This is a genomic window from Antribacter gilvus (assembly GCF_003946865.1).
Lineage (GTDB): Bacteria > Actinomycetota > Actinomycetes > Actinomycetales > Cellulomonadaceae > Antribacter > Antribacter gilvus.
The window spans coordinates 172751-197828 of record NZ_QXTH01000007.1; the positions used below are offsets into that span (position 1 = coordinate 172751).

The 25078-nt window shown below is 71.6% G+C and carries 24 protein-coding genes; 6 read left to right on the forward strand and 18 right to left on the reverse strand.

Going from position 1 to position 25078, the window contains the following annotated elements:
• Positions 1 to 43 precede the first annotated feature (43 nt).
• Positions 44 to 1279 (forward strand): amidohydrolase, encoded by a 1236-nt coding sequence (locus D1350_RS13610; RefSeq protein WP_125776558.1) that lies wholly within the window; start codon positions 44 to 46, stop codon positions 1277 to 1279.
• Here the strand turns inward: D1350_RS13610 and D1350_RS13615 are convergent.
• From D1350_RS13615 to D1350_RS13630, 4 genes are all read right to left on the reverse strand, one after another.
• A complete protein-coding gene (locus tag D1350_RS13615; protein WP_125776559.1) occupies positions 1276 to 2295 on the reverse strand; it encodes an RNA-binding protein in 1020 nt (339 codons plus the stop codon). The genes D1350_RS13610 and D1350_RS13615 overlap by 4 nt on opposite strands.
• Before the next feature lie 124 nt (positions 2296 to 2419).
• Complete coding sequence (locus tag D1350_RS13620) at positions 2420 to 2956, reverse strand: hypothetical protein (RefSeq protein ID WP_125776560.1); 537 nt, start codon at positions 2954 to 2956, stop codon at positions 2420 to 2422.
• Positions 2953 to 4065: an XRE family transcriptional regulator gene (locus D1350_RS13625; RefSeq protein WP_125776561.1), complete on the reverse strand. Its 1113-nt coding sequence runs from the start codon at positions 4063 to 4065 to the stop codon at positions 2953 to 2955. Before D1350_RS13625 ends, D1350_RS13620 begins: the two co-directional genes overlap by 4 nt.
• A gap of 105 nt (positions 4066 to 4170) precedes the next feature.
• Positions 4171 to 4992 (reverse strand): TrmH family RNA methyltransferase, encoded by an 822-nt coding sequence (locus D1350_RS13630; protein WP_125776562.1) that lies wholly within the window; start codon positions 4990 to 4992, stop codon positions 4171 to 4173.
• Between the two features lie 200 nt (positions 4993 to 5192).
• On the opposite strand from D1350_RS13630, the gene D1350_RS13635 reads away from it, so the two are divergent.
• Positions 5193 to 5855 (forward strand): sigma-70 family RNA polymerase sigma factor, encoded by a 663-nt coding sequence (locus D1350_RS13635; protein WP_164545170.1) that lies wholly within the window; start codon positions 5193 to 5195, stop codon positions 5853 to 5855.
• A 226-nt stretch (positions 5856 to 6081) separates the two neighbouring features.
• Here D1350_RS13635 and D1350_RS13640 read toward each other — a convergent pair whose 3' ends face one another.
• Positions 6082 to 6465: a YchJ family protein gene (locus D1350_RS13640; RefSeq protein WP_125776564.1), complete on the reverse strand. Its 384-nt coding sequence runs from the start codon at positions 6463 to 6465 to the stop codon at positions 6082 to 6084.
• Positions 6466 to 6552: 87 nt separating this feature from the next.
• Positions 6553 to 8019, reverse strand: coding sequence for a family 43 glycosylhydrolase (locus D1350_RS13645; protein WP_125776565.1), 1467 nt, complete (start codon positions 8017 to 8019; stop codon positions 6553 to 6555).
• A 342-nt stretch (positions 8020 to 8361) separates the two neighbouring features.
• Here D1350_RS13645 and D1350_RS13650 point away from each other — a divergent pair, with 342 nt between their 5' ends.
• Complete coding sequence (locus D1350_RS13650; protein WP_125776566.1) at positions 8362 to 9024, forward strand: hypothetical protein; 663 nt, start codon at positions 8362 to 8364, stop codon at positions 9022 to 9024.
• 16 nt (positions 9025 to 9040) lie between these two features.
• On the opposite strand, the gene D1350_RS13655 is transcribed toward D1350_RS13650, so the two are convergent.
• Both D1350_RS13655 and D1350_RS13660 read right to left on the reverse strand, forming a co-directional pair.
• Positions 9041 to 9973 (reverse strand): cation diffusion facilitator family transporter, encoded by a 933-nt coding sequence (locus tag D1350_RS13655; protein WP_125776567.1) that lies wholly within the window; start codon positions 9971 to 9973, stop codon positions 9041 to 9043.
• A 51-nt stretch (positions 9974 to 10024) separates the two neighbouring features.
• Positions 10025 to 10609: a transglutaminase-like domain-containing protein gene (locus tag D1350_RS13660; protein WP_125776568.1), complete on the reverse strand. Its 585-nt coding sequence runs from the start codon at positions 10607 to 10609 to the stop codon at positions 10025 to 10027.
• An 85-nt stretch (positions 10610 to 10694) separates the two neighbouring features.
• Between D1350_RS13660 and D1350_RS13665 the strand changes: the two genes are divergently transcribed.
• Both D1350_RS13665 and D1350_RS13670 read left to right on the forward strand, forming a co-directional pair.
• Positions 10695 to 10952: a type II toxin-antitoxin system Phd/YefM family antitoxin gene (locus D1350_RS13665; protein WP_125776569.1), complete on the forward strand. Its 258-nt coding sequence runs from the start codon at positions 10695 to 10697 to the stop codon at positions 10950 to 10952.
• Entirely contained in the window at positions 10949 to 11356 is a 408-nt protein-coding gene (locus tag D1350_RS13670; RefSeq protein ID WP_125776570.1) for a type II toxin-antitoxin system VapC family toxin, read from the forward strand. The genes D1350_RS13665 and D1350_RS13670 overlap by 4 nt, the downstream gene beginning before the upstream one ends.
• A gap of 16 nt (positions 11357 to 11372) precedes the next feature.
• Here the strand turns inward: D1350_RS13670 and D1350_RS13675 are convergent, their stop codons facing one another.
• Complete coding sequence (locus D1350_RS13675) at positions 11373 to 12215, reverse strand: helix-turn-helix transcriptional regulator (protein WP_125776571.1); 843 nt, start codon at positions 12213 to 12215, stop codon at positions 11373 to 11375.
• 102 nt (positions 12216 to 12317) lie between these two features.
• On the opposite strand from D1350_RS13675, the gene D1350_RS13680 reads away from it, so the two are divergent.
• Positions 12318 to 13064, forward strand: a complete 747-nt coding sequence (locus D1350_RS13680) for an SDR family oxidoreductase (RefSeq protein WP_125776572.1) — start codon at positions 12318 to 12320, stop codon at positions 13062 to 13064.
• 272 nt (positions 13065 to 13336) lie between these two features.
• On the opposite strand, the gene D1350_RS13685 is transcribed toward D1350_RS13680, so the two are convergent.
• From D1350_RS13685 to D1350_RS13725, 9 genes are all read right to left on the reverse strand, one after another.
• Positions 13337 to 14815, reverse strand: coding sequence for a phytoene desaturase family protein (locus D1350_RS13685; RefSeq protein WP_125776573.1), 1479 nt, complete (start codon positions 14813 to 14815; stop codon positions 13337 to 13339).
• Entirely contained in the window at positions 14812 to 15771 is a 960-nt protein-coding gene (locus D1350_RS13690) for a hypothetical protein (RefSeq protein WP_125776574.1), read from the reverse strand. The genes D1350_RS13685 and D1350_RS13690 overlap by 4 nt, the downstream gene beginning before the upstream one ends.
• A complete protein-coding gene (locus D1350_RS13695; RefSeq protein ID WP_125776575.1) occupies positions 15768 to 16196 on the reverse strand; it encodes a hypothetical protein in 429 nt (142 codons plus the stop codon). The genes D1350_RS13690 and D1350_RS13695 overlap by 4 nt, the downstream gene beginning before the upstream one ends.
• Positions 16197 to 16431: 235 nt before the next feature.
• A complete protein-coding gene (locus D1350_RS13700) occupies positions 16432 to 17760 on the reverse strand; it encodes an endo-1,4-beta-xylanase (RefSeq protein WP_125776576.1) in 1329 nt (442 codons plus the stop codon).
• Positions 17761 to 17806: 46 nt separating this feature from the next.
• Positions 17807 to 19126: an MFS transporter gene (locus D1350_RS13705; protein ID WP_125776577.1), complete on the reverse strand. Its 1320-nt coding sequence runs from the start codon at positions 19124 to 19126 to the stop codon at positions 17807 to 17809.
• A 4-nt stretch (positions 19127 to 19130) separates the two neighbouring features.
• Positions 19131 to 21116, reverse strand: coding sequence for an ABC transporter ATP-binding protein (locus D1350_RS13710; protein WP_125776578.1), 1986 nt, complete (start codon positions 21114 to 21116; stop codon positions 19131 to 19133).
• Positions 21117 to 21189: 73 nt separating this feature from the next.
• Positions 21190 to 22944 carry an ABC transporter ATP-binding protein gene (locus D1350_RS13715; RefSeq protein ID WP_125776579.1) on the reverse strand — a complete coding sequence of 585 codons (1755 nt, stop codon included), beginning with the start codon at positions 22942 to 22944 and terminating at the stop codon, positions 21190 to 21192.
• The gene (locus D1350_RS13720; protein WP_125776580.1) at positions 22944 to 23666 is read right to left on the reverse strand and encodes a TetR/AcrR family transcriptional regulator; all 723 of its coding nucleotides are present in this window, start codon (positions 23664 to 23666) and stop codon (positions 22944 to 22946) included. The genes D1350_RS13715 and D1350_RS13720 overlap by 1 nt, the downstream gene beginning before the upstream one ends.
• Positions 23667 to 23802: 136 nt before the next feature.
• Positions 23803 to 25011, reverse strand: coding sequence for an SPFH domain-containing protein (locus D1350_RS13725; RefSeq protein WP_125776581.1), 1209 nt, complete (start codon positions 25009 to 25011; stop codon positions 23803 to 23805).
• Positions 25012 to 25078 lie beyond the last annotated feature (67 nt).

A 25078-nucleotide genomic window follows, 5' to 3' on the forward strand; every position in this document is an offset into this window, starting at 1 on the left:
TGGTATACCGTTTGACGATCCCAGCCCGAGGAAGGAACTCCCCATGAACCCGCTCCCGAGCGCGCCCCAGGTGGTCTCCGTGCTGCGCAACGTCCGCCCGTGGGGCGGTCCGGCCGTCGATCTCCACGTCGCGGACGGACGCATCAGTCAGGTGACACCTTCTGACTCGACCGGCGCGGCGCCGTCGGGCCATGTCGGCCTCGCCGCGGGCGAGGTCGACGGGCGCGGGCTGCTGGCCCTGCCGGGGTTCGTCAACGCGCACGCGCACGTCGACAAGAGCTGGTGGGGCAAGCCGTGGGTGAGCTACGGCGGCGAAGCCACCACGCAGGGGCGCATCGCGCACGAGCGCGCGCACCGCGACGAGCTCGGCATCCCCGGGGTCGACGTGACGACGACGGTGCTGCGGGAGCTCCTCCGCCACGGCACCACGGCCGTCCGCACCCACGTGGACGTCGACCTGGGGCTCGGCCTGCGCGGGATCGACGTCGTCCGCGAGTCGCTCGCCGCGCTCGGCGGCGCGGTCGAGGCCCAGATCGTCGCGTTCCCACAGGACGGCGTCCTGCGCCGGCCGGGCGTGCTCGAGCTGCTCGACGACGCCGCCGCCGCGGGGGCCGAGCACATCGGCGGGCTCGACCCCGCCTCCATCGACCGCGACCCCGTGGGCCAGCTCGACGGGCTGTTCGAGATCGCCGAGCGTCGCGGTGTCGGGATCGACGTCCACCTGCACGACGGCGGCGAGCTCGGCGCCTTCCAGATCGAGCTCATGATCGAGCGCACGGTCCGTGCCGGCCTCCAGGGCCGGGTGAACGTGGCGCACGGGTTCGCCGTCGGTCAGCTGCCCGCGCACCGGACGGCCGACCTGGTCTCCGCGATGGGCGAGGCCGGGATCAGCATGACGACGGTCGCCCCGATCGGCGCGACGCCACTGCCCCTGGACCTGCTGCGCGAGCACGGGGTGCGCGTGGGGCTGGGCACCGACGGCATCCGCGACCTGTGGTCGCCCTACGGCACCGGCGACCTGCTCGCGCTCACCACCCGCCTGGCGCAGCTCGCACGCTTCCGCCATGACGAGGACCTCGTGCGCACGGCCCGGATCGCGACGAGCGACGCGGCGGCCTTCGTCGGGCGCACCGACCACGACCTCGTCGTCGGCGCCCGCGCGGACATCGTGCTGCTGGACGCGGAGAACCCCGAGGACGCGGTCGTCCGCGCGCCGGCCCGTGAGCTCGTCGTGGCCGGGGGGCGGGTCGTGGTGCGCGGGGGCGAGGTCCTGGTCTAGGGCTCGACGCGGGCGGCCCAGTCGCGGTCTGCCGGTGCGGGGTCTGGTCGCCAGCGTGCGCGGAGCACGCCGTCCGCGTCGGGCATGGTGGCAGTACAGAGCCTGGGCCGGTCGTCGACCGTGAAGGGGAAGGACGCTGCGGCCCGCGCCGCGCGAAGCCCGTCGCGGCATCCGTCGAGGTCTTCGGCGTCCATGACGAGGACGCCTCGGACGGTGCCGGTCTCGTCCGACCAGACGACGTCGAAGCCGCTGTCGTCCAGGTTCGCTTCCACGTGCGTGACCACGGAGGCGGCGTCGTCGGTCATCCCAGGCAGGATCGTCACCATCGCCCGCGGCTGAAGCATCGCCCGCACCTCACCAACGTTGTGCCGGGTGATCCGGTGCCATCGGGACGCGTTCTGCACCGAGCTCTCCTCAAGCAGCAAGTGGTCCTCGTCCTGGAGGATCGAGGCAACGGCCCGCCAGAACTCATCGTCACCCGGGCGGTCGACGACGTCGTCGTGATCGTCCTGGTCGAAGGCGTGCGGCGAGCACTCGATCTCCACCGGGAACAGTCCCGCGTCGCGGCTCGACCGGACCGCGTCCTCGCAGGGGTCGTCGCTGCCGATGTACATGTACATGTCCCAGCCGATGTGGACGAAGAACTGGTCCTCGTGCTCGAGCCGGCACCACACACCGTCGTCGCCGCCGAGCATCTCCCGGACGAGCTCGACGGCCGCCTCGAGCGAGACCTCGGCCCCGTCGTGGAACGCACTCAGGTCGTCGCCCAGGATCCGGTACAGAACATGCCCCGCGGGGACCCTGTCCGGCCAGGACCGGGTGAGCGGTGCTACTTGCGGCTCGCGGACCGTGAGCGTCTCGGTGCCGGACGCACGGGCGAAGGCCAAGACTGCATCCAGGTACGAGGCCTCGACCGGGCCGTGGTCGGTGAACGACGAGAGAGTGCCGACATAGTGCCCATCGAAGTCTGCAGGGTCGTACTTGGTGACCTTCCAGGTGTAGGCCGTGGATCGCACCGGCCCACCGTACTGGTGTCCGACGCGGGAGGCCTCAACCACGTCAAGTGGTGAACGATCGTGTGGAACTCACGCGGGTTGAGCACCTACGGAGGGGCACGCAGGTTGCCGGTCGGAGCGAGCTTCAATGGAGATCGCGTACAGCGGTCGGCATGTTGAAGACGAAGCGGTCCGCTGCCTCCATCGCGCGGAGCAGGGCGAATCCTCCGTCCTCAGACAGTTCGCCGTTGGCGATGAGATGCTCGACAATCGTCCGAGTCGACCACGTCGTCAGACCGCCCCGGCGCCCGAAGTCCAGAGCGGCAATGTCATCGGTAATCCACACGGACCCAGCGAACTCTGGGCGAGTCCGCAAGATGTGGCAGGTCTCGGCCTCTCCGAGGTGCTGAAGCGGCTTCTGATCGTTCCCGCCAAAGGCCGCGACACGGATCCGGTCGATCACCTCTGCTTCGCCTTCGGTGGTCTCAATGGGGTCGCTGAGCCAGTCCCCGTCGATCAGCTCGCGCAGATTCGGCAAGAACGCCGATGAGTTCTCCGTCTCGTACGCGACAGCGGCCGACCACCGGCCCCGAGCTTGGAGATCACTCTTCAGGAGACCGATGCTCTGGACCGCGGCGAAGTTGCAGAGGACCGAGTTGTCCGGGAACCAGAGATGGCTCAACCTTCCTGGTCCCCTCCGCCGAAGAGATTGACGACCTCTTGGACTGGCACGCCCAGCAGGTTCGCGAGCGGGCGGGCGGACGTCTCGCCCTCCTGATAGGCCGAGATGTGTCCAACGACGAGCCGCCGAGGCAGTCGCTGTGCCTCAGATGCAGTCCGCGCCTGGTAGACAAGGTCAGCGCGGTCCCCAAGAACCGCACAGATCTCAGCTGTGAGAACGGCCAGCTCCTCCCGCTCGCTGGCTGAGATCAGCCCGAGGTTGTACGCGCGCCAGCTGAACGCAGCAGGCGAGACGAGCAAGCGGTTGATGAGATCGATGGCGGTGTGCCGTTCGAGGTGCCCCGACGACGCAGCATCACGCAGGGCCCTCTCAGGCATGAGGAAGTGCGCGGCGAACTGGTCAGCTGCCCGCTCTCCCGGCGGCTTCTGACCGTTCGTCTCGTTCTCGGCGAGCAGGTCCTTGGCCTGGTGCATCAAAATGTGGCCCAACTCGTGAGCGAGAGTGAACCGCTGCCTCGCCCAGTAGGGCGTGCGGCGGACACCCAGGATGCGCAGCGTCGACGTCTGCCAGGCAAACCCGTCGAGTCCACCAGGAAGGGTATCGACAACCGTGTCAACATCGAAAGCCTGGCGGATCGCCTCAATTAGGTCCGCAGTTGTTAGACCATCGACATTGCGGTCAAGCGCCGCAAGGCGGTCCGCAGCGTAGGTCGCGAGAACCTGCGGAACGTATGCCTCCGCCCCCTCCGGCGGCGGACCGACAGGCAAAGGCGTGAGTTCACGACGCCCGCGAAGCTTCTGGAGTTGCCGGTCGGCAGTCATGAAGTGCTCGACGAACGACTCGATTTCCTGCTTGCTCTGTCCACTTTTCAGCACGGTGCGCGCAGCCATCGCGGGCTGCTCGACGACGGTCCCGTTGATGAGCCAATCGACAGTCGTCCCTGAGGCGTCAGCGATGAGCGCCAACTCAAGCGTGGTGAAGCGTCGACTTCCATTCAGGGACTTCGAGAGCTTATCGGCAGTCATCCGCACACGTGCAGCGAACTCCGCGTGGGTCAGACCGGTCTCGGCGATCGCTTCGCGGACACGGGTAGGGAGATTAGTGTCCATGGGTAAACCATTCCGCACGGTTGCGAAAAACGCAACAGCGTTCAGGGGTGAGACCCACAACACCTAGCGACCGCCCGTTCGCCTTCCCCCCTTGCACGACACGCGCTACCGCGTCGCCCAGAACGCCACCGCTGACGCGGCCGCGACGTTGAGCGAGTCCACGCCGCCCGCCATGGGGATGCGGACGACGAGGTCGGCGGCCTCGACGGCGCCTCTCGAGAGGCCGTCGCCCTCGGCGCCCAGCACGAGCGCGAGCCGCTCGGGCAGGTCGGCGACGAGCTCGTCGAGGGACACGGAGTCGTCGGACAGGGCGAGCGCCGCCACCGTGTAGCCGTCGTCCTGCAGTGCGGTCAGGCCGCCGGGCCAGGTCTCCAGCCGGGTCCACGGCACCTGGAACACGGTGCCCATGGAGACGCGCACCGAGCGGCGGTACAGGGGGTCGGCGCACCGGGGCGACACGAGCACCGCGTCGACCCCCAGAGCGGCGGCGCTGCGGAAGACTGCGCCCACGTTGGTGTGGTCCACGAGGTCTTCGAGCACAGCGACCCGGCGCGCCCCGGCCCCGCCCCGGGCAGCGGCGAGCAGCTCGTGCACCGGGACGAGCGGCGGGCGGTGCATCGCGGCCAGGGCCCCGCGGTGCAGGTGGAAGCCCGTCACGGCCTCCAGCACCGGGTCGGCGGCGACGAAGACGGGGACGCCCTCCGGGACGGCGTCGGACATCGAGGCGAGCCACTTCTCGGCCATCAGGAACGACCGTGGCCGGTGCCCGGCGGCCAGCGCGCGACGGATCACCGTCGAGCTCTCCGCGATGTAGAGGCCTTTGGCAGGCTCGTGCTTGGCCCGCAGGGCCACGTCTGTGAGGTTGGTGTAGTCGGCGAGGCGCGCGTCGGCGGGGTCCTCGACCCGGACCACGTTGAGGTCTGTCACCGGTCGATTATCCGTGCCCCGGACGGGTCGTGACCGACCCGCGATCTCTCACAGCGAAAACTTGACTCTTCCCAGACCGTACCTAAGGTGAATATTCTCCAAGGCAAGCGCTCGCCATCACCGGGCGGGCCCCGCACGAGGAGAATCCCATGAGATCTACCCGCGCACCCCGCTCACCACGCGGCAGTCATTCCAGTCCTTTGCCTGCGCTACCCCGCGAGTACGCCACGGCCATCGCGCACACCCCGCCCCTGACCTCCGCCGAGGAGTCGCTCCTCCTGGCCCGCGTCACGACCGGCACCGCCGCCGCTCGCACGCTCGCCGCGGTCGCGGTCACCCCTGCCCTCCGCGCCCGCCTGGAGGCGGACGTCGCGGACGCCCGCGCCGCGAAGGAGCGGCTCGTCCTCGCCAACCTGCACCTCGTCCCGGCTGTCGCCAAGAGCTGGGTGGGTCACCTGCCCTACGCGGACCTGGTCCAGGAGGGCAGCCTCGGCCTCGTCCGCGCCGTCGAGTCCTACAGCCCTGAGCGCGGCTCGTTCAGCGGGTACGCCCGCCGGTGGGTCCGCCGCTCCGTCGCCCGCGCGGTCGCCGCCAGCGGCACCGCCGCCTCGACCTGGGCTCCTGAGGCGCCGCTCGGCACGCCCGTCGCCCTGGGCCGCATCCGCCAGGCCCTCAGCCACCTCGACGCGCTCGAGGCCAGGGTCCTCGAGCTCCGCTTCGGCCTCGTGGACGGCATGTCCCGGTCGCTCGACGAGATCAGCCGTCGGCTCGGCGTCACGCGCGAACGGGTGTCGCAGATCCTCGAGGGCGCCCTCGCTCACATGCGCCAGGTCTTCGAGCCGGCAGGCAGCGTGATGGCGTAGCAGGACCCGCCGGCGCGCGATGGGGCGCACGACGGCGGAAGACGATCCCCGCGGCACGGCCGCAGGACCCAGCTCCCCCGAGGGCGCGCCCTTCCCGGCGCGCGCACCACCGGGCCCGGGACCAGGTGAGGTCAACGACGACACCACCACGGCCCCGGGCCCGGGCGCGCCCCACGGGCGCCGACGGCGACGACGCCTTCGGCGCTCGTGGGGAGTGCAGCCCGGATCAGCGGTACGTGCCGTCCAGGTAGAACCAGCGGCCGCCCTCGCGGACGAAGCGGCTGACCTCGTGCAGCTCTCCCCGTTCCGGGCCCGACCGGTAGCGCGCGGAGAACTCGACCACGCCCGTGGCGTCGAACGGCCCGCCGGCCTCGGTGGCGAGGATCTCGAGCCGCCGCCACTGCGGGTCGTCGGTGAGGTCCAGCGGGTCCGGTCGGGTGCTGGGGTGCCAGGTCGCCAGCAGGTAGTCGGCGTCGCGCACCACGAAGGCGCTGTAGCGCGAGCGCATCAACGCCTCCGCGGTGGCCGCGGCACCCCCGCGGTGCAGGCGGCCGCAGCAGTCGCCGTAGGTGTCACCGGAGTTGCAGGGGCAGCGCTGGGAGTCGTCCACGAGGAGATGTTCTCAGGCCGTGGTGCCCGACGCCGGTCGGTCGGCTTCCGTACGGAAGGTGACCCACCGGCGTCGGGCCGCCTGGGGCTACTCCCCCGACGGGGGCGTGAGGGTCACGCCGCTCGACACGGGCGTCCCGAAGTTCGGGGTGCCGTCCGCGTTCCAGCTGATCTTCTGCACGCGGGTCTGCCGCGTGGAGCCGCAGCCCTGGCTGGACGACGTGTTGCCGTGGTAGACGAGCCACTGCTCGGTACCGTCGGGCGACGAGAAGAACCCGTTGTGCGCCGGCCCGTACACGCCGTTGCCCTGCTGGAAGACGGGCGTCGACTTCTTGGTCCACGACGCCGCCTGCAACGGGTTGCTGCCGGTCAGCTCGAGCAGGCCGAGCTTGTAGTCCGGGGTGTTGCACGACGAGGCCGAGAAGGTCATGAACGTGCGGCCGTTGCGCTGCAGGATGGCCGGCGCCTCGTTCACGCGTGCGCCCACCGTCTCCCAGGAGTAGCTCGGCTGGGAGATCGTGTAGTGGTTGCCCGACACCGTCCACGGGTTCGACATGGACGCGATCCGGATGGACTGGTTGGACCCCACCCACTCCGACCACAGCAGGTAGAGGCTCCCGTTGAGCTCGAGGTAGCTGCCGTCGATGTTCCACTGGTTGGGCAGCGGCGTGCCCATGAACTCGTACGGGCCCATGGGCGTGCTGCTCGTGGAACGGAGCACGCGCAGCTTCTGGCCGTCGAGGTTCGTCTGCGAGTTGCCTGACGTGTACATGAGGTACCACGTGCCGTTGATCCGGTGGAACTCGGGCGCCCAGTGGCTGCAGCAGCGGCTGGCGACGCCGGAGTCGTCCCACACGACGGTGTCCGTGGCGGTCTTCAGGCCGGCCAGAGTGGTGGCGCGGCGCATGATCACCGTGGAGTCCCACGTGGTGGTCGACAGGTAGTAGTAGCCGTCCCAGAACTCGATCCACGGGTCGGCGCCGTTGGACCGGATCGGGTTGGTCAGCGCGGTCGTGGTGACCGGGTTCAGGATCCACCGCTGCACGGCCAGGCCGTTAGGGGTGTACTGCGAGATGCGGGACCCCGCCGTCGTGGAGAAGTTCCACAGGTCCAGGGCCTTGCCGGAGAACCGGTTGACGAAGCTGTAGGTGCCGTCGCTCTGCTCGGTGATCGACCACTGCTGGTTGGTGCCGTTGAGGTCCGTGTACTGAGCGATCGTGGCGCCGTCCGCGGCGTCCCAGCCGTAGACGTCGAGCACCTGGTTGGAGTGGCGCGCCTGGAGGCGGTAGTAGCCGCCGCCGGAGTCGACGAGCCGGAACTGCTGGCTCGTGGCGTTCGTGCGGGGCTGCTGGACCAGCTCTGCGCCCGTCGCGGTGGAGCCGCCGGCGATCTGCATCGCCATGCCTGAGTGGGCGCTCGTGATGACGTACCACTGGCCGATGCTCGGCGCGGCCGAGGCCGTGACCGCGGGCAGCGCGGTGAGGCCGACCGCGACCAGGACGGTGGCGGCTGCTCCCGCCAGGGCGGCGCGCAGCCGTGAGGTTCTTCTGTGCACAGGGACTCCTGGAGCTCGAGGGTGGAGCGCGCCGGGCGGCTGTGCCCGGCACGCCTCGCAGCAGGTCGTCCGGGCCTGGCGGCGCTGCCGGGACTGCGGACGACCACCCGTTCGTTCCAGTGCGGAGCAAACGGACAAAGCGAAATGTTAGCGCGCACATTTCGCGAGAGCCATGGCGAAGGCGGAAGTTCTCACGGTACGGACGCACGGGTTTTCAACGGTCCGAGGCCGACCACATTCGGCTGTCCACAGGCGAGGGCTCCAGCGCCCGGCGCCGGGCAGGCCGCCGAGCCAGGGTGGTTGGAGCCGGCCCATCGGGGCCGGCCCGACCGAGGAGAGCCGATGCCGCCGACCGAGCGCCGCCGGGCCGAGAGCCCGATCATGTACCCGCTCAGCACCAGCACGATCGACCTGGCAGCCGACTGGGCGCGGCAGACCGCAGTCGAGCTGCGGGACTGCTGGACCGGCTGGCCGGAGCACGTCCACGGGCGCCTGCTCCAGCTCGGGGCAGACCGCGCGCTCGCCCCGATGTTCGCCGACCTGCCGGACCTGACCGGTGGCCCGTGCGGCTCCGAGCTGCTCCGGTTCGACAACCTCGACGCACCCGCCGCGGCGGCACTGCTCGACGTCCTGGAGGAGGACGACCTGGCGGACCGGCAGAACGACGGGCCCACGCTCGGCAACGTGCTCCGCGCGGTCGCCGCCCACCCCGGGCAGCTCGTGGCGCACGGCTACGTGGTGGGACCGGCCCGTTGCGACGAGCGCGTGACCGTCGAGGGCGTCATCGTGGGCGTCCCGGACGCGCTCGAGATCACCCGCAGGCACGACGACGGGTGCGCGTGCGACCAGCTGATCGAGCACCTCGCCACGCTCGGGGTCGACGACGCGCTCGGCAGGCCCGACGAGATCACGCCGTGGCACGGCCACCTGCCGGGGACCGTCCACGGACCGGAGGCCCACGACGGTCCCGAGCCCGTCGAGTGGTGGCGGCTGTGGTGGGACTGACCGGTGTTTGCGCACCTCAGTCGTGACAGGGCCGCTCGTGGCCCACGTGACCGGCCGGCTCGAGCTGGAACGTGGAGTGCTCCACCGCGACGTCGAAGTGCTCGGCGACGCACTGCTGGAGGTCGTCCAGGATCCGCGGCGCGTGACCGTCGCGGAAGCACCCGTCGGTGATCACGACGTGCGCCGTGAGCACGGGCAGGCCCGTGGCGATCAGGGAGGAGTGGAGGTCGTGCACCGACTCGACATGGTCGAGCGCAAGGAGGTGGGCGCGGACGTCGTCCAGGTCGAGGCCGGGCGGCGTGGACTCGAGGAGGACGCTCGTGGCGTCACGCAGCAGCACGAGGGCCCGCGGCACGATCAGCGCGCCGATGAGCAGGCCCGCCACGGCGTCGGCCTGCTGCCATCCGGTGGCCGCGATGACGACGGCGGCGGCGATCACGCCGACCGAGCCCAGCGCGTCGCCCACGACCTCGAGGAAGGCGGCGCGCAGGTTCAGGCTCTCGCGTCGCCCGCCGGCGAGGACCGCGAGCGCCACGACGTTCCCGGCGAGGCCGATGACGCCGAACACGAGCAGCTCGGTGGCGGGCACCTCGGGCGGCCCGAACAGTCTCTGCACGCCTTCGACCAGCACGTACACGGACACGGCGAGGAGCACTGCCGCCTGGCCGAGGGCGGCGAGCACCTCCGCGCGGCGGAAGCCCCAGGTGCGCCGGCCGGAGGCCGGGCGTCGCACGAGCCAGGCCGCGCCGAGCGCGATGCCGAGCCCGACGGCGTCGGTGAGCAGGTGGGCCGTGTCGACCAGCAGGGCGAGGCTGCCGGTGATGACGGCGCCGACGGCCTGCGCGACGAGGATCGCGACGGTGATGCCGAACGCCACCGCGAGCCGACCGCGGTGGTCGGGCGCGCCGATCGCGCCACCGAGATGGTCGTGCGTGTGCCCCGCGCCCATCAGCGCGCCACCCTACCCATGCTGCGATGGTAGGTCGGGGTGCGGAGATCGTCAGAGCGCGCCGGGGAGGCCTCCGGCGCAGAGGGCCAGGGCGTCGTCGGACCCTCGGAGCGCAGCGAGCACCACCGGGGCGGGCGCGGCCAGCACCTGCGGGTAGTCGAGGTCGCCTGCCGCCGGGTCTGCGGGCCAGGCCAGGCGCTCGGCGCCGAGCGAGAACTGCGCGTCGACGCCGGGCTTGTTGCCCCGTGGGTCCTGGCGGCTCCAGGCGCCGTCCAGATGGACGGCGACCAGGCCGTGGAGCATGGCGGCGTCTCCGTCGCCGAACCGCTGGTAGCAGAGGCCCGCGGGCACCCGGCCCGCGCGGAGCACCGCCGCCAGGAGGTGCGACTTCGCGAAGCAGAGCCCCACCCGGCGCTCCAGCACCTCGGTGGCGGTCACGGTGATGCGCGGGTCCTGGGCGTCGACCGAGTGCGCCACCTCGTCGCGCACCCACTCGAACGCGGCGCGCGCGAACGCGGTGTCTCCCGGGTGCTCGGCCCGCAGCCGGGCCGCGAGCTCCACGACCTCCGGGGCGCTGGCCTCCACGACGTCGTCCGCCCCCAGGTACGCCTCCGGCGCACCGGCCTGCAGCTCCATGCGGTTCTCCCGTCCTCACCTGTTCGATGGAACCTATCGCGGCCGTCCGTATATCTGTCTAGACTGTCCAGACGGGAGGTCCATCATGAACGCATGGCAGGTCCAGGACGCAAAACAACGATTCAGCGAGGTGCTCCGGGAGGCAGCCACGGACGGGCCGCAGGTGATTACGCGGCACGGTGAAGAGGTCGCCGTCGTGTTGAGCATCGATCTGTACCATCAGCTTGCGAGCCCACGGCTGGAGCTGTCCGACTATCTCCTGCATGGTCCTGATGCCGACGACCTGGAGATCACACGCAACCAGAGCCTCGTCCGAGACGTGGATCTGGACGAACTGGTATGAGATTTCTCCTCGACACGAATGTCGTGTCTGAGCTCCGCCGCCGGGAACCGTCGCCGCGGGTAGCCACGTGGATCGGCGGCCTGCGCACGGAGCAGATCGCAGTGTCGGTCCTGACGATCGGTGAGCTCCGTACAGGCATCGCCCGACTTGGGCGTCGTGACATGGCCAGGGCTGAGGCACTCGACACGTGGGTGACAGGTCTTGAGCAGGCGTATCAAGACCGGCTGCTCCCAGTCACCCACGCCGTCGCCGTGCGGTGGGCGGCAATCAATGCGGCAAGACCGCTCCCGGCGATCGACTCACTGCTCGCCGCGACAGCAATCGAGCACGGACTCACCGTCGCGACTCGCAACGACAAGGACTTCGCGGGCACTGGCGCGCAGGTCTTCAACCCGTTCGAATGAAGCCGCGCACCACCGGTCAGGCGAACGTCTCGGCGCCCAGCACGGCGAGGAGCCGCAGCTTCTCCTCCCCCTCGCTCCCCGGCGAGGGTGTCAGCACGAGGAGGGCCTGCGACTGGTCCTCGGTGAACAGCGCCTGGCAGTCCACGTCGATCCGGCCCAGCTCGGGGTGCACCAGGGTCTTGTGCTGCTCGAACCGGCGCGCCACCTCGTGCAGCCCCCACAGCGTGCGGAACTCGGTGCTCCGCTCGAGGAGGACGGCGACGAGCCGCCCGGCGCGGGACCCGGCCCCGCCCTCGGCGGCACCGTAGGCGGCTCGCAGCGAGGCGACCTGGTTCCGGCCCTGACGTTCGTGGTCCTCCTGCGGGTACACGGCCCGCGACGAAGGGTCCGTGAACCACCGGTAGATGCCGCTGCGCTCAAACCCCGAGTACTGCGACGCGTCCCCGAAGAGGGCCGCCGCCAGACGGTTCTGCACGAGCGGCTCCCCCAGGCTCGACAGGATCATGGCAGGGGTGCCCTCCAGCCGGTCGAAGACCCGGAGGAGCGCGGGCGCCACGTGCGCGTCGAGCGGGACGCGCCGCGGCACGCCGTGCCCGGCGAGACGGAACAGGTAGTCACGCTCCTCCACGGTGAGGCGCAGGGCCCGGGTGAGCGCAGCGAGCATCTGCTCGGACGGCTGAGGGCCCCGCTGCTGCTCCAGCCGCGCGTAGTAGTCCACCGACATGCCCGCGAGCGCCGCGACGTCGTCGCGCCGCAGGCCTGGTGCCCGACGGCGCGGCCCCGGGACGAGGCCCACGTCGGAGGGCTGCAGCGCCTCCCGGCGGCGGCGGAGGAAGTCAGCGAGGGCGGCGCGGTCCATGGGCACCATCCTGCGCGCGTGGCGCGGCGCGAGCCAGGGATCGCGGGTCCCTGGTTCACCGGGTCTCTCCCGCCGTCGGCCGGTCGGCCGCAGGGTTACGGCATGAACATCTCCGGAAACACCATCTTCATCCCCGGCGCGACGAGCGGCATCGGCCTGGCTCTGGCGCTCCGCCTGCAGGCGAAGGGCAACACGGTGGTCGTGGGCGGCCGCCGCACCGGTCTCCTGGACCAGCTTGCCGCCGAGCACGGGTTCGGCACCGTCCGCATCGACACGTCGGACGCGCGGTCCATCACCACGGCGACGGCCGACGTCGTCGCGCGGTACCCCGAGCTCAACGTCCTCATCGCGATGGCGGGCATCATGCGGGCCGAGGACTGGCTCTCCCCCGCCTTCCTCGCCGACGCCGAGGAGATGGTCGTGACGAACCTGCTCGGCCCGATCCGCCTCGTCGCCGCGCTGACCGAGCACCTGCACTCCCGCCCGGCCGCGACGATCATGACCGTCTCGTCCGGCCTGGCGTACGCGCCGCTGCGGTTCACGCCCACCTACAACGCGACCAAGGCCGCGATCCACCAGCTGAGCGAGTCGCTGCGCCTCCAGTACGCCGGCACCTCGGTGGAGGTCGTGGAGCTGGTGCCGCCGTCCGTCCAGACCGCACTCATGCCGGGCCACGAGTCGGACGAGCACGCCATGCCGCTCGACGCCTACGCCGACGAGGCGATGGCGCTCCTCGAGTCCCGGCCCGACGCGCACCAGGTCCTGGTGGAGCGCGTGAAGTTCCTCCGCTTCGGCGAGGCGCGCGGTGACTACGACCAGGTGGTGGCGGCGCTCAACGCTGCCGTGTGATCGGCCGCCGCCATTCGGACGAGCCGCTCGTGGGCGGCGGGCACCAACGGGGTCTCCGCGAACCGCCGGAGCTCCTCCGGCCTCGGCCGCCGCTGACGGCGCCGCCGCCGCGAGGACGGCCAGCCCGAACCGCACGACCTCGTCCTCCTCGTCGTCCCAGCCACGTCGTCGGCGGTGCTCGCCGAGACGGTCCCTGGTGGAGGTACGCGTCGGCCTGCGTGCCGAGAACGCCGTCCTCGCTCTCCTCGGCGTCGTCAACGTCGATCGACGGCTCAGGTGAAGGGGACCACACCCTCGGCGCCGAACCGGGTCCGCAGCAGGTGCAGTGCCGCGTTGTACCCGCCTGCCCCGTGGACACCCGGGCCTGGTGGCGTCGACGACGAGCACAGCACCACGCCCGGCACGCCCACCCCATAGGGATGGAGCCCCGCGGGTCCCGTGATGATCCGACCCAGACCCAGAGCACCGCCGAGGATGTCGCCGCCGACGAGGTTGCTGTCGTGGTCCGCCATGCGCGCGGCCGGCACGCACCTCGACGCCACCACGACGTCACGGAACCCGGGCGCGAACCGCTCGATCTGCGCGGTCACCGCCTCGGTCACGTCGGCGGTCGACCCGGCGGGCACGTGCGCGTACGACCACAAGGGACGGAGGCCGCCCGCTTCCCGCGTGGGATCAGTCACCGCAGGGTCGGACACGAGGCACACCGGACGAGCCACGTGCCGCCCTGCGACCACCGCCGCCTCCGCCGCGGCGATCTCGCCTCGGGTTCCCCCCAGGTGCACCGTCCCGGCCTCACGCAGCCCGGGCGCGGCCCACGGCACCGGCCCGGCCAGCACGAAGTCCACCTTCGCGGCCCCGGGCCCGTGCCGGAACCCCGTGAGCCGCCGCCGTACCCGGGTCGGCAGCCGGTCGCCCAGCACCTGCGCCACGACCCGTGGCGTGGTGTCGAACACGTAGCCGCGTGCGGGCGGCAGGTCTGCGGCCGACTGCACCGGGTGCCCCGTGACGACGACCCCGCCGTGCGCAGCCAGGTCGGCGAGCAGCGCGTCGACGATCGCCTGCGACCCCCCGCGGGGCACCGCCCAGCCGGCACACGCGTGGGCCAGCGCCGCCAGGAGCAGGGCCACGGCGGCCGACGGCAGCGACGGCACCCGGGAGATCGCGTGCGCCGCCACACCGGACAGCAGCGCAGGAGCTTCGTCCCCCCGGAAGCGGAGTCCCCACGCCGGGGTCCCCTGCTCCAGCACCCGCAGGGCGAGAGCGACGAGCGGCCGGATGCCGCCCGTCCGCACGAGGTCCGGGACCCTGCCCGCCAGCCCGGCGGGGTCCCCCATCCCCGCGTCGGCGACGGCGCGCCACCCGCGGACCACCGGGCCCAGCAGGCCCTCCCAGGCACCTCCGTCCGGTCCCAGCGCGGCCACCGTGGTGGCGAGGTCGTGGTACGCCACCGCCGCCCGCGCGCCCTCGATGGGCTGCCCGTAGGACACCCTCGGGGTGAGGAGCTCGACGCCGTGCGCCTCGAGATCGAAGGCCCGGAAGAACGGCGAGGCCCAGGCCATCGCGTGCACCGCGGAGCACACGTCGTGCACGATCCCGGGAGCCAGGCCCAGGCCGAGCGTCCGCGCGCCACCGCCCGCCGTCGTCTGCTCCTCGAGCACCGTCACGGCGAGACCGGAACGCGCCAGGGTCACAGCCGCGGCGAGGCCGTTCGGACCTGCACCGACCACGACGACGTCGGGGCCGCTCACGCTGCGCCGCCCGGGGCGCCCGGGGCCGCCGGGGCGCCCGCCCAGGCGGCGCCGCCCGCCGGGACGTCCGCCGCCCGACGACGCCACCCGCCCGGTTTCCCTCCTTGCTGCAGGACCGGCCCTGTCGCCAGGGCTACAGCCCAGGCGGTGAGCCACCACGGCGAGTAGTCGAGCCCCAGGCAGGCCCAGATGCTGAGGTGCATCGCCGTGGCGGCGACGGCGAACGGCACGCGGGTCCGCCGCAGCGCGAGCAGCACCAGCGCGCCGAGCTCCAGAGCGAGCGCGCCGCTCGCCAGGAGCTGGGGAAGGAGCGGGGTGTCCGCGAGGAAGTGCGTCAGCCCAGGCCCGAACGGCGACCGCCCCTGCCGCAGCACCCACGCCATGTTCTCGCCGAACGCCCATTCGAGCCCGCTGTGCCGGAGCTTCTGCGCGCCGGTGAGGAAATAGACGGTCGCCAGCACGATCAGTGCCGCTCGCGGAGGCCAGCCCCAGCGGGTGTCGCGCCCGGCGCCCTCGGGCACGGCGGGGGCGAAGAGGAGCGGGAACGCGACCGTCAGCGGGAGAAGGTCATTGTGCATGAACTTCCCCGAGGCGCCCCACAGCCCCGCGAGCACGAGATAGCAGGCCCAGGCGAGCGCGAAGCCGGCCCGGGGCCACCGGCGTGCGAGAACGAGCGCGACGCCCGCGAGACCGGCGACCTCCAGCAGGAGCAGGACCGGCTCCGGCACCGGAGCCGGGAGCCAGCCCAGCACCCACAGCCGGTAGGTGAGCTCAGCGGGCCGGGCGGCGATCGGGGCCCAGTCGGTCGTCGCGAGCTGGAGCCCCATGACCAGGGCCAGGAGCGTGCGCAGCCGCACGAGCGCGTGCGGCGTGGCCGGGGCGAGCAGCGCCTGGTCGAGCCGACGCGCGAGAGAGAGCATCGGGCGAGGGCGGGCGGCGACAACCTGGGCGGTCACAGGTCCTCCTGCCAGCTGACCTCGGTGGTGCCGTCGGACCAGAGGAGCGTCTCGGGGTCCAGCACCTGGTGCACCGACTCCAGGCGCAGGGACGTGACGTCGGCCGGGTCGAGCCCCAGGTGGGGCAGCCACGTGGCGAGCATCGTGGCCCGCGCGGCGTCGTCGGCCTCCGGGAGGCTCGCGACGAACCTCGTGGTGGTACTGATCAGCGGGCCGCGGGGGGTGACGGACCGGTCCTCGCCGTCGACCACAGCGATCAGCCGGGTCACCGTCCGCTCGTCCGTCCGGATGGTGCTGAAGAGCCGGTATGCGGTGAGCGGCCAGAAGTCGACCTGGACCACGGCGGCGACGACGAGCACGCTGACGGTCCCCCAGGTGACGGACCTCGCCCGACGGTGCGGCGACCAGCCGACGGCGTTCTGCACGGTACCTCCTCGCGGCGTTCGACACTCTTGGCGAGCTTTGAACGATTCGTGGCAAATATCCGTGAAGAGTAACCCTCGTCACCGGACTGGTGCGGTGCACGCTACTACACATCGCGCTATACCGCTGCCGGCCCACCCCGTCTCGTCGCGATCGGTAGTTCGTCGCGTGATCGGCAGTTCGAACTGCCGATCATGCGACGAACTACCGATCACGCGGGCGATCGCGCGCGCCGGCTCAGGCCAGTGTCGCGTCCAGCTCCAGCCGCCCCGGCGAGCCCAACGAGACCGCGGCCGAACCACCGTCGGCCACCAGCTCGTAGTCACCGAGGAAGCCGCTGAACCGGACCGTGCCCGAGGCGTCCGTGCGCAGCGTGGTGGGCGAGAGCCACCACTCGCCCTTGATCAGGTCGTGCAGGCGTGAGTAGCCAGGCTTCGGCGAGCCGTCGGCGCGCAGGAGCCCGCCGGGCGCGTTGAGCCACATGCCGCGGTCGGAGAGCCCCCAGTACGTCATCGCCTCGACCGACGGGTGCGACAGCAGCGTCCGGTAGTGCCGCTCCAGCTCGTCGGCCTGCCGCTCCTCGCCCTCGGGCGTGGAGGGCCAGGAGTCGACCTGCCAGTCGTTCAGGTCCTCGATGTGCGCGGGCATGATGTCGCCGCTCAGCAGCGTGGTCTCCGTGAAGTGGATGGGCAGGTTGTAGCGGGAGAACCGCTCGAGGATCCCGAGCGTCTTCTCCTCGCCCCAGTAGCCCTGGTGCATGTGCGACTGGAGGCCGAGCACGTCGATGCGGATCCCCGCCTCGAGCACGGCCTCGATCAGGCACTCGTACGCGGTCGACATGTCGAAGTCGTTGAGGAGCAGCGTCGCCGACGGGTTCACCGCCCGCGCCTCCTCGAACGCCAGGCGGATCATCTCGACGCGGCCCTTGACGTGCGCGAGCCGCGTGATCGCGTTGTCCTCCGCGGTGAACACGGGCATGATCACGACCTCGTTGATCGCGTCCCAGGTATCGATCACGCCCGCCATGTCGCCGACGTCGCGCCGGACGCGCTCGCGCTGCAGCCGCTCCACCTCGTCGACGCCGCCCGGCCCCGTCGCGACGTCGAGCAGCCATCTCGGCTGGACGGTGTGCCACACGAGCGGGTGACCCTTGACCACGGCGCCGCGTTCCACGAACCACTCGGCGGCCCGGCGCAGGGGCTCGGTGGCGGGCTTGCCGCGCTCCGGCTCGAACGACCCCCAGTAGAACGGGAGGGTCGTCTGGTTGAAGACGCCGAACCAGGCGTCAGCGAGGCGCTGGTCGTACTCGCGGTCCCGCTCGGCCTTCGCCTCGGCGAGGTGGTCGGACCCGTACCGGGACGTCTCGTAGCCGTTCGCCAGGTCGACCAGGTCGAAGCCGATGCAGCCGAACAGGAACGCGTGCCGCGTCTGCTGCACGACGACGTCCCGGCTGGCCAGCGGCGCACCGTCCGCACCACGGAGGGTCACCACCGCGTCGGCGCGCCGGTGGGCCAGGCTCGGGTCGGGCGTGCGGCCCTCGGCGGGAGGGGTGAACAGCGATGACATGGCGCTCCTCTGGTCGGCGATGACCCGCGCGAACGCGGCGAGGCGATCAGCCTGCCACAGAATCTCGAACCGATTCGAGCCCGTCCTGGTCGGTGGACGTGTCGGGCTCGGCGACCCCCTCCGTGGCGGCGACGGCGGCCGCGGCCTCGGCCGCCGCCACCCCCGCCTGGAACCGCCGCAGCACGACGACGCCCACCAGCCCCAGCACGACCGCCACCACCCCGGTGACGGCGAACGATCCCCACGCACCCACGTGGTCGATGACGAACCCGCACAGCGGCGCTCCCGCCGCCGTGCCGATCGTGTACGCGGAGCCCTGGAAGCCCATGACCTCGCCGCGTCGCGCCTCGGGAACGCGGTGGCTGATCGCCTCGGTGAGCGCGGTGAGGACCGGCGAGCAGGCGAGGCCCGCCAGGGTCACGAGCGCGGCCAGCGACCACACCTCCGTGCCGAGTGCGACGGGGATCGTCACGACGCCGAGCAGGACGAGCAGCCACATCGGGTCGAGCGACCGGTGCCACGCCCCGTACACGAGCCCGCCCACGACGGAGCCGAGGCACCACCAGAAGTAGACGAGGCCCAGCGACATGAGGTTGCCCGTCTCACGCAGGGCGGCGAGCACGCCGAGGTCCGTGCCCTGGAGCGCGATCATGGCGACGCCTGACGCTACCAGGAGCAGGAACAGCCCCGGCTCGGCCCAGACGGGCCGCCGGGTGCGCGGCACGGCGGCGACGGGCACCGGGGCCTCCGCCGGGAGGTCGGCCAGGGCCGGGACGTCCTCGGCGGGGGCCTTCACCGGCGGGTCGGCGAACCAGATGAGCACGCACGCCGCCGTGGTGGCGAGACCGACCGCGAGCAGCACCTCCGAGGTGCCCACCGTGATGGCGGCCCACGTGGCCGTGGCCGGGCCCACCATGTAGACGAGGTCGGTGAGGATCGCGTCCAGGGCGAAGGCGGAGCGGCGCTTGTCCACGGGCACCAGGACCGTCAGCGACGTCCGCGCGAGCGCGAAGACAGGCGGCTCCATGAGCCCCGCCACCAGGACGACGGGGAAGAGCCAGTAGTAGTCCACGAGGCCCATGACCGGCCACGCCACCGCCTGCACCAGGATCGACGGCACCAGCGTGCGACGCAGCCCGATCCGGTCGAGCAGCCTGCCGCGCCACGGCGAGCCCACCGCGATGCCCACCGTCAGCACCGCGCCCACGAGGCCCGCCTCGCCGTACGAGCGGCCGAGCGTCTCGACCACGTGCAGCACGAGCACGATCGCTGCCGCAGTATGCGGCACCCGCGCCACCATCATCAGGAGCAGGAGGTGGCGGGCAGGCCGCAGGCGCAGCACGCCCCGGTAGGCGTCGAGGGACATGCGCCTATTGTGCGGCCGCCGCGAACTGGCTCGCGTACAGCCGTGCGTACGCGCCGCCCTGCTCCAGGAGCTCGGTGTGCGAGCCTTGCTCCACGATGTCGCCGTGCTCCATCACGAGGATCACGTCGGCGTCCCGGATGGTCGACAGCCGGTGCGCGATCACGAACGACGTGCGGCCCTGGCGGAGCCGCGACATCGCCTCCTGGACCAGCACCTCGGTGCGGGTGTCCACGGAGGAGGTGGCCTCGTCGAGCACGAGGATGGCCGGGTCGGCGAGGAACGCCCGGGCGAGCGTGAGGAGCTGCTTCTCCCCCGCGCTGACCGACGCCCCCTCCTCGTCCACCACCGTGTCGTACCCGTCGGGCAGGGTGCGCACGAACGGGTCCACGTGGGTAGCCTGTGCGGCCGCGACGAGCTCCGTCTCCGACACCTCGCCCCGCGCCCCGTACCGCAGGTTCTCCTCGATGGCACCCTTGAACAGCCAGGTGTCCTGGAGCACCATGCCGACGGACGACCGCAGCTCGGACCGCGTCATCTGCTGGGTGTCCACGCCGTCGAGCAGGATCCGCCCGCCGTCCACCTCGTAGAACCGCATGAGCAGGTTCACGAGCGTGGTCTTGCCCGCGCCCGTGGGGCCCACGATCGCGATGGTCTGCCCCGGCTCGGCGGTCAGGGACAGCCCGCTGATCAGCGGCGCGTCGGGCGTGTAGGAGAACTGGACGTCCTCGAACACGACCCGCCCGCGCACCGGCTGGGGCAGAGCGCCCGGCGCCGGGTCGGCCGTCTGCTCCGGCGCGTCGAGGAGCGCGTACACCCGCTCGGCCGACGCGATCCCGGACTGGAGCAGGTTCATCATGGACGCCACCTGCATCAGCGGCTGCGTGAACTGGCGCGAGTACTGGATGAACGCCTGGACGTCACCGAGCGACAGCGACCCGGACGCGACACGCAGCCCGCCCACCACGGCCACCACCACGTAGTTGAGGTTCGACAAGAAGCCCATCGCCGGCTGGATGATGCCGGAGACGAACTGCGCCTTGAACGACGACCCGTACAGCGCCTCGTTCTCCGTCGCGAACTTCGCCTCGGCCGCCTCCTGGTGCCCGTACACCTTGACGAGCGTGTGGCCGGTGAACGACTCCTCGATGTGAGCGTTGAGCCGCCCGGTCGCCGCCCACTGCGCGATGAACTGCGGCTGGCTCCGCTTCGCGATCTGCATGGTGAGCACCACCGAGAGCGGCACCGTCACCAGCGCCACGAGGGCCAGCAGCGGCGAGATCCAGAACATCATCGCCAGCACGCCGACGACCGTGAGCAGCGACGTCACGAGCTGGGACAGGGTCTGGTTCGTGGTCTGGGCCACGTTGTCGATGTCGTTGGTGACGCGAGACAGGATCTCGCCGCGTTTGTGGGAGTCCACGTACGACAGCGGGATCCGGTGCAGCTTCGCCTCCACCTCGGCCCGCAGGCTCCGCATGGTCCGCTGCACCACGCCCGTGGTGATGCGGGCCTGGAGCCAGCCGAAGAGGAAGGCGCCCGCGTAGACCAGGGCCACCCAGCCGAGCGTGGTACCGAGGCGGTCGAAGTCGATGCCCTGCCCTGGCACCACGTTCTCCATCGCCGCGAGCATGTCGGCCACCTGCGTCTGCCCCTGCTCGCGCAGCGCCACGATCGCCTGCTCCTTCGAGGCGCCGGGCGCCGTACGCCCGATCATGGCGCCCACCACGCCCTCGAAGATGACGTTGGTGGCCCGGCCCAGCAGCCACGGCCCGAGGACGGTCAGTGCCACGGACACCACGCCCGCCACGGTCAGGAGCACCACGCCGGCGCGCTCCGGACGCAGCGTCCCGGCGAACCGTCGCAGCGAGCCGCGGAAGTCCATGGGCTTCTCCGCCGGCATGCCCATGCTGCCCATCGGACCGGGTCCGCCGCGAGGCGGTCGCATGGGCACCACGGGCTCGGCCTCGGGGGTCTTCTCGTCGGCGCTCATGCCGCCTCCTCCTGTGCCTTGCGGGACACCCGCACCCGGTCGGCCGGCATGATCGCGGCTCCGCCATGGTCGCTCATGCCGCCTCCTCGAGCGTCATCTGGGACGTCACGATCTCCTGGTAGGTCGGGTTGTCGGCGAGCAGCTCCGCGTGCGTGCCGCGGCCGACGATCCGGCCGTGCTCCAGCACGAGGATCTGGTCCGCGTCGCGGATGGTGGCCACCCGCTGGGCCACCACGATCACCGTGGACTCGCCGGTGCGCGGCGCCAGGGCGGCGCGCAGCGCGGCGTCCGTGGCGTAGTCGAGGGCGGAGAAGCAGTCGTCGAAGAGATAGATGCGCGGGTCGCGGATCACCGCCCGGGCGATGGCGAGCCGCTGACGCTGGCCTCCGGAGAACGTGGTTCCGCCCTGCGCCACGGGCGCCTCGAGACCCTCGGGCAGCGCCTCGACGAAGTCCCTGGCCTGTGCGACCTCGAGCGCCGCCCACATCTCGGCCTCGGTGGCGTCCGGCTTGCCGTAGCGGAGGTTGCTCGCGACCGTGCCGGAGAAGAGGAACGCCTTCTGCGGCACCAGTCCGATGAGCGACCCCAGGTCCTTCTGCGACAGGTCCCGCACGTCGACCCCGTCCACCCGGACGGCGCCGGCGGTCGCGTCGAACAGCCGCGGCACGAGGTTGAGCAGGGTCGTCTTGCCGGAGCCGGTCGAGCCGATGATCGCCGTCGTCCGCCCGGGCTCCGCCACGAGCGACAGGTCGTGGAGCACCGGCGCCTCGGCGCCGGGATACCCGAACGACACCCCGTCGAAGGTGACCTCGCCGCGCGAGGCGACCCGTCCGTCGTCGGCCCGCTCGAGGCGGACGGGCGACGTGGGCTCCACCACCGAGGACTCCGTGCTGAGAACCTCGTGGATGCGCTCCCCGGCGACGGAGGCGCGCGGCACCATCATCACCATCATCGTGGACATCATCACGGCCATGAGGATGTACATCAGGTAGGCCAGGAACGCCGTGAGCGAGCCGATCTGCATGGCACCCGACTCGATCTGCCCCGCGCCGAACCAGAGGACCGCCACGCTCGACCCGTTCATGACGAGCATGACGATGGGGAACGCCAGCGCCATGAGGCGGCCGGCACGCAGGGACGTGTCGAACAGGGCGTCGTTGACGCCGGCGAACCGCTGCGTCTCCCGCTCCTCGCGCACGAACGCGCGGATCACGCGCAAGCCCGTGATCTGCTCCCGCAGGACCTCGTTGATGGCGTCGATCTGCTTCTGCATGACGCGGAAGTGCGGCACCATGCGCCACAGGACCAGGCCCACCGCGATGCCGAGGACCGGGACGATCACGAGCAGGAGCCCGGAGAGCTCCACGTTCTCCTGCAGCGCCATGATGACCCCGCCGACCAGCATGATCGGCGCCATCACCATGATGGTGAAGGTCATCAGCACCGTCATCTGCACCTGCTGCACGTCGTTCGTGGTGCGGGTGATGAGCGACGGCGCACCGATCTGGGCCATCTCGCGGGCCGAGTAGGTCTGCACGGTGCCGAACAGGTCGCGCCGCAGGTCACGCCCGAACCGGGTGGCGACCTGCGCGCCCAGGTAGACGGCGACCACCGACGCGACGACCTGGCCGAGGGACACGGCGAGCATCCAGCCGCCCGTGGTCCAGATATAGCCGATGTCACCCTTCACCACGCCGCCGTCGATGATGTCGGCGTTCAGCGTGGGCAGGTACAGCGAGGCGAGGGTCTGCAGCAGCTGCAGCAGGAGGAGCAGCGCCACCGCCCCTCGGTACGGGCGTACATATCGCCCGACGAGCTGGACAAGCATCAGTGCTCCTCGGTTCGGGGGTCGGGAAGGAGGAGGCCGTGCACCAGGGCGTCCGCAAGGACGTCCGGCGGCAGGGCGGGCAGCAGGTGGTCGACGCGCGCGTGCGTCCCGGCGATGGCCGCCTCGAGGATCGCCACCGCCACGGAGATGGGCACCCGGAGGCGGTCCGCGTCGGGGGCGAGCACCGCCGTGAGGCCCTCGACGGTCACGGCGCGCTGCAGCTCCCGCTGCACGGCGAGCTCCGTGCGAAGGGTGGCGGCCCGCTCGTCGCCGTGGTCGGGCGAGCAGACCATCGCGAGCCCCCGCAGCACCGTCATCCACCGGATCGCGTCGGACATCCGGGCCCGGCCCAGCTCGATCACGCGCGTGATGCGCTGGACGAGCGGCAGGGAACGGTCGACGGACGCGAGCTCGTCGCGAGTGCGCCCGGAGTCGGACGCCCTGCGCAGCCCGGTGATGGCAACCTCGCCGACGAGCCCGAGCTTGTCCGGGAAGACGCGGAACAGCGTGCCCTCGGCGACGCCCGCGGCGGCGGCCAGCTCCTTGGTGGTGAGCGCATGGCCGCGCTCCGCGACGAGCGGCATGACGGCCTCGACGATGGCAGCGCGCCGGTCGTCGGGCGCCATGGGCGCGGCCCGACGGCGGTCGCTCGCCGGGCCGGCAGGCTCGCTCGCCGGGCCGGCAGGCTCCCCCGGGACGGCGTCGCGCTGGTCGGTGGTCATGAGCGTCGACCCTAAATGAGTGAGCGCTCACTCGCAAAGGTTTTACGCTGTCGGCGTTTCCGGGCACGACGAAGCCCTCCAGCCGATCGGCTGGAGGGCTTCGTCAGAGTGCTCGCCGGGTCAGTGCGCCGGCGGGTCAGTACGCCGGCGGAGCGGGCGGCGGCGGGGGCGGGAACTCGTCCCCGTCGACTGGGCGCGGGCGAGGCGTGGGCGGCAGCGGGGCCGTCGCCGGGCCGGGCGGGCGCTGCCCCACCTCGGTCGACGGGTCGAACGGCGCACCGGAGCGGGTTCCCGCGCTCGTCGCGTCCGCCACGGCCGCCTCGGCCTGGCGCTGCGCCTCACGGAGGGCCTCCGCCGGGTCGGGCAGGCTCGTCTCGCCCAGCAGGCTGCCGCCGGCGGGAGCGGGCGGGGTCGGCCGGTCGCCGTCGGGCGCCGGACGTGCCGGGCCCGGCAGGCCACCGCCGCCGCCGCCGAAGCCCTGGGCGATGCTGCCCAGGGCTGCCGTGAACTCGGTGGGGACCACCCACATCGTCGACGACTTGCCGTTCGCGATCTGCGGGAGCATCTGCAGGTACTGGTACGCCAGGAGCTTGGGGTCGGCGTCGCCGCGGTGGATCGCGTCGAAGACCTGGACGATCGCGCGGGACTCACCCTCGGCCCGGAGGATCTGCGCCTGGGCGTCACCCTCGGCCTTGAGGATCGCCGACTGCTTCTCACCCTCGGCGGTCAGGATCGCCGACTGCTTGATGCCCTCTGCCTGGAGGATCGCCGCACGCCGGTCACGCTCGGCGCGCATCTGCTGCTCCATGGCACCCTGCACCGAGGGCGGCGGCTCGATCGACTTGAGCTCCACGCGGTTGACGCGGATGCCCCAGCGGCCGGTCGCCTCGTCGAGCACCCCACGGAGCTGGCCGTTGATCTGGTCACGCGAGGTCAGCGTCTGCTCGAGGTCCATCGCACCGATGACGTTACGGATGGTGGTGACCGTGAGCTGCTCGATGGCGGTGATGTAGTTCGCGATCTCGTACACCGCGGACTTGGCGTCCGTCACCTGGAAGTAGATGACCGTGTCGATCTCGACCACCAGGTTGTCCGAGGTGATCACCGGCTGCGGCGGGAAGGACACGACCTGCTCACGCAGGTCGACGCCGGCGCGGACCCGGTCGATGAACGGGACGAGGATGTGCAGGCCGGGATCGAGGGTGCGGGAGTACCGGCCCAGGCGCTCGATGATGAGCGCCACGGCCTGCGGCACGATCCGCACCGCCCGGAGCAGGGCGGTGACGACGACGATCACCAGCAGCGCCAGGATCAGGTAGAGCAGGACGCTCCCGAAATCTCCCACGAAGGCTCTCTCTCCTCTGTGCGGGTCGCGCCCGCTCTCTCGGATGGTGCAGTCGGTCGGTGGTGCA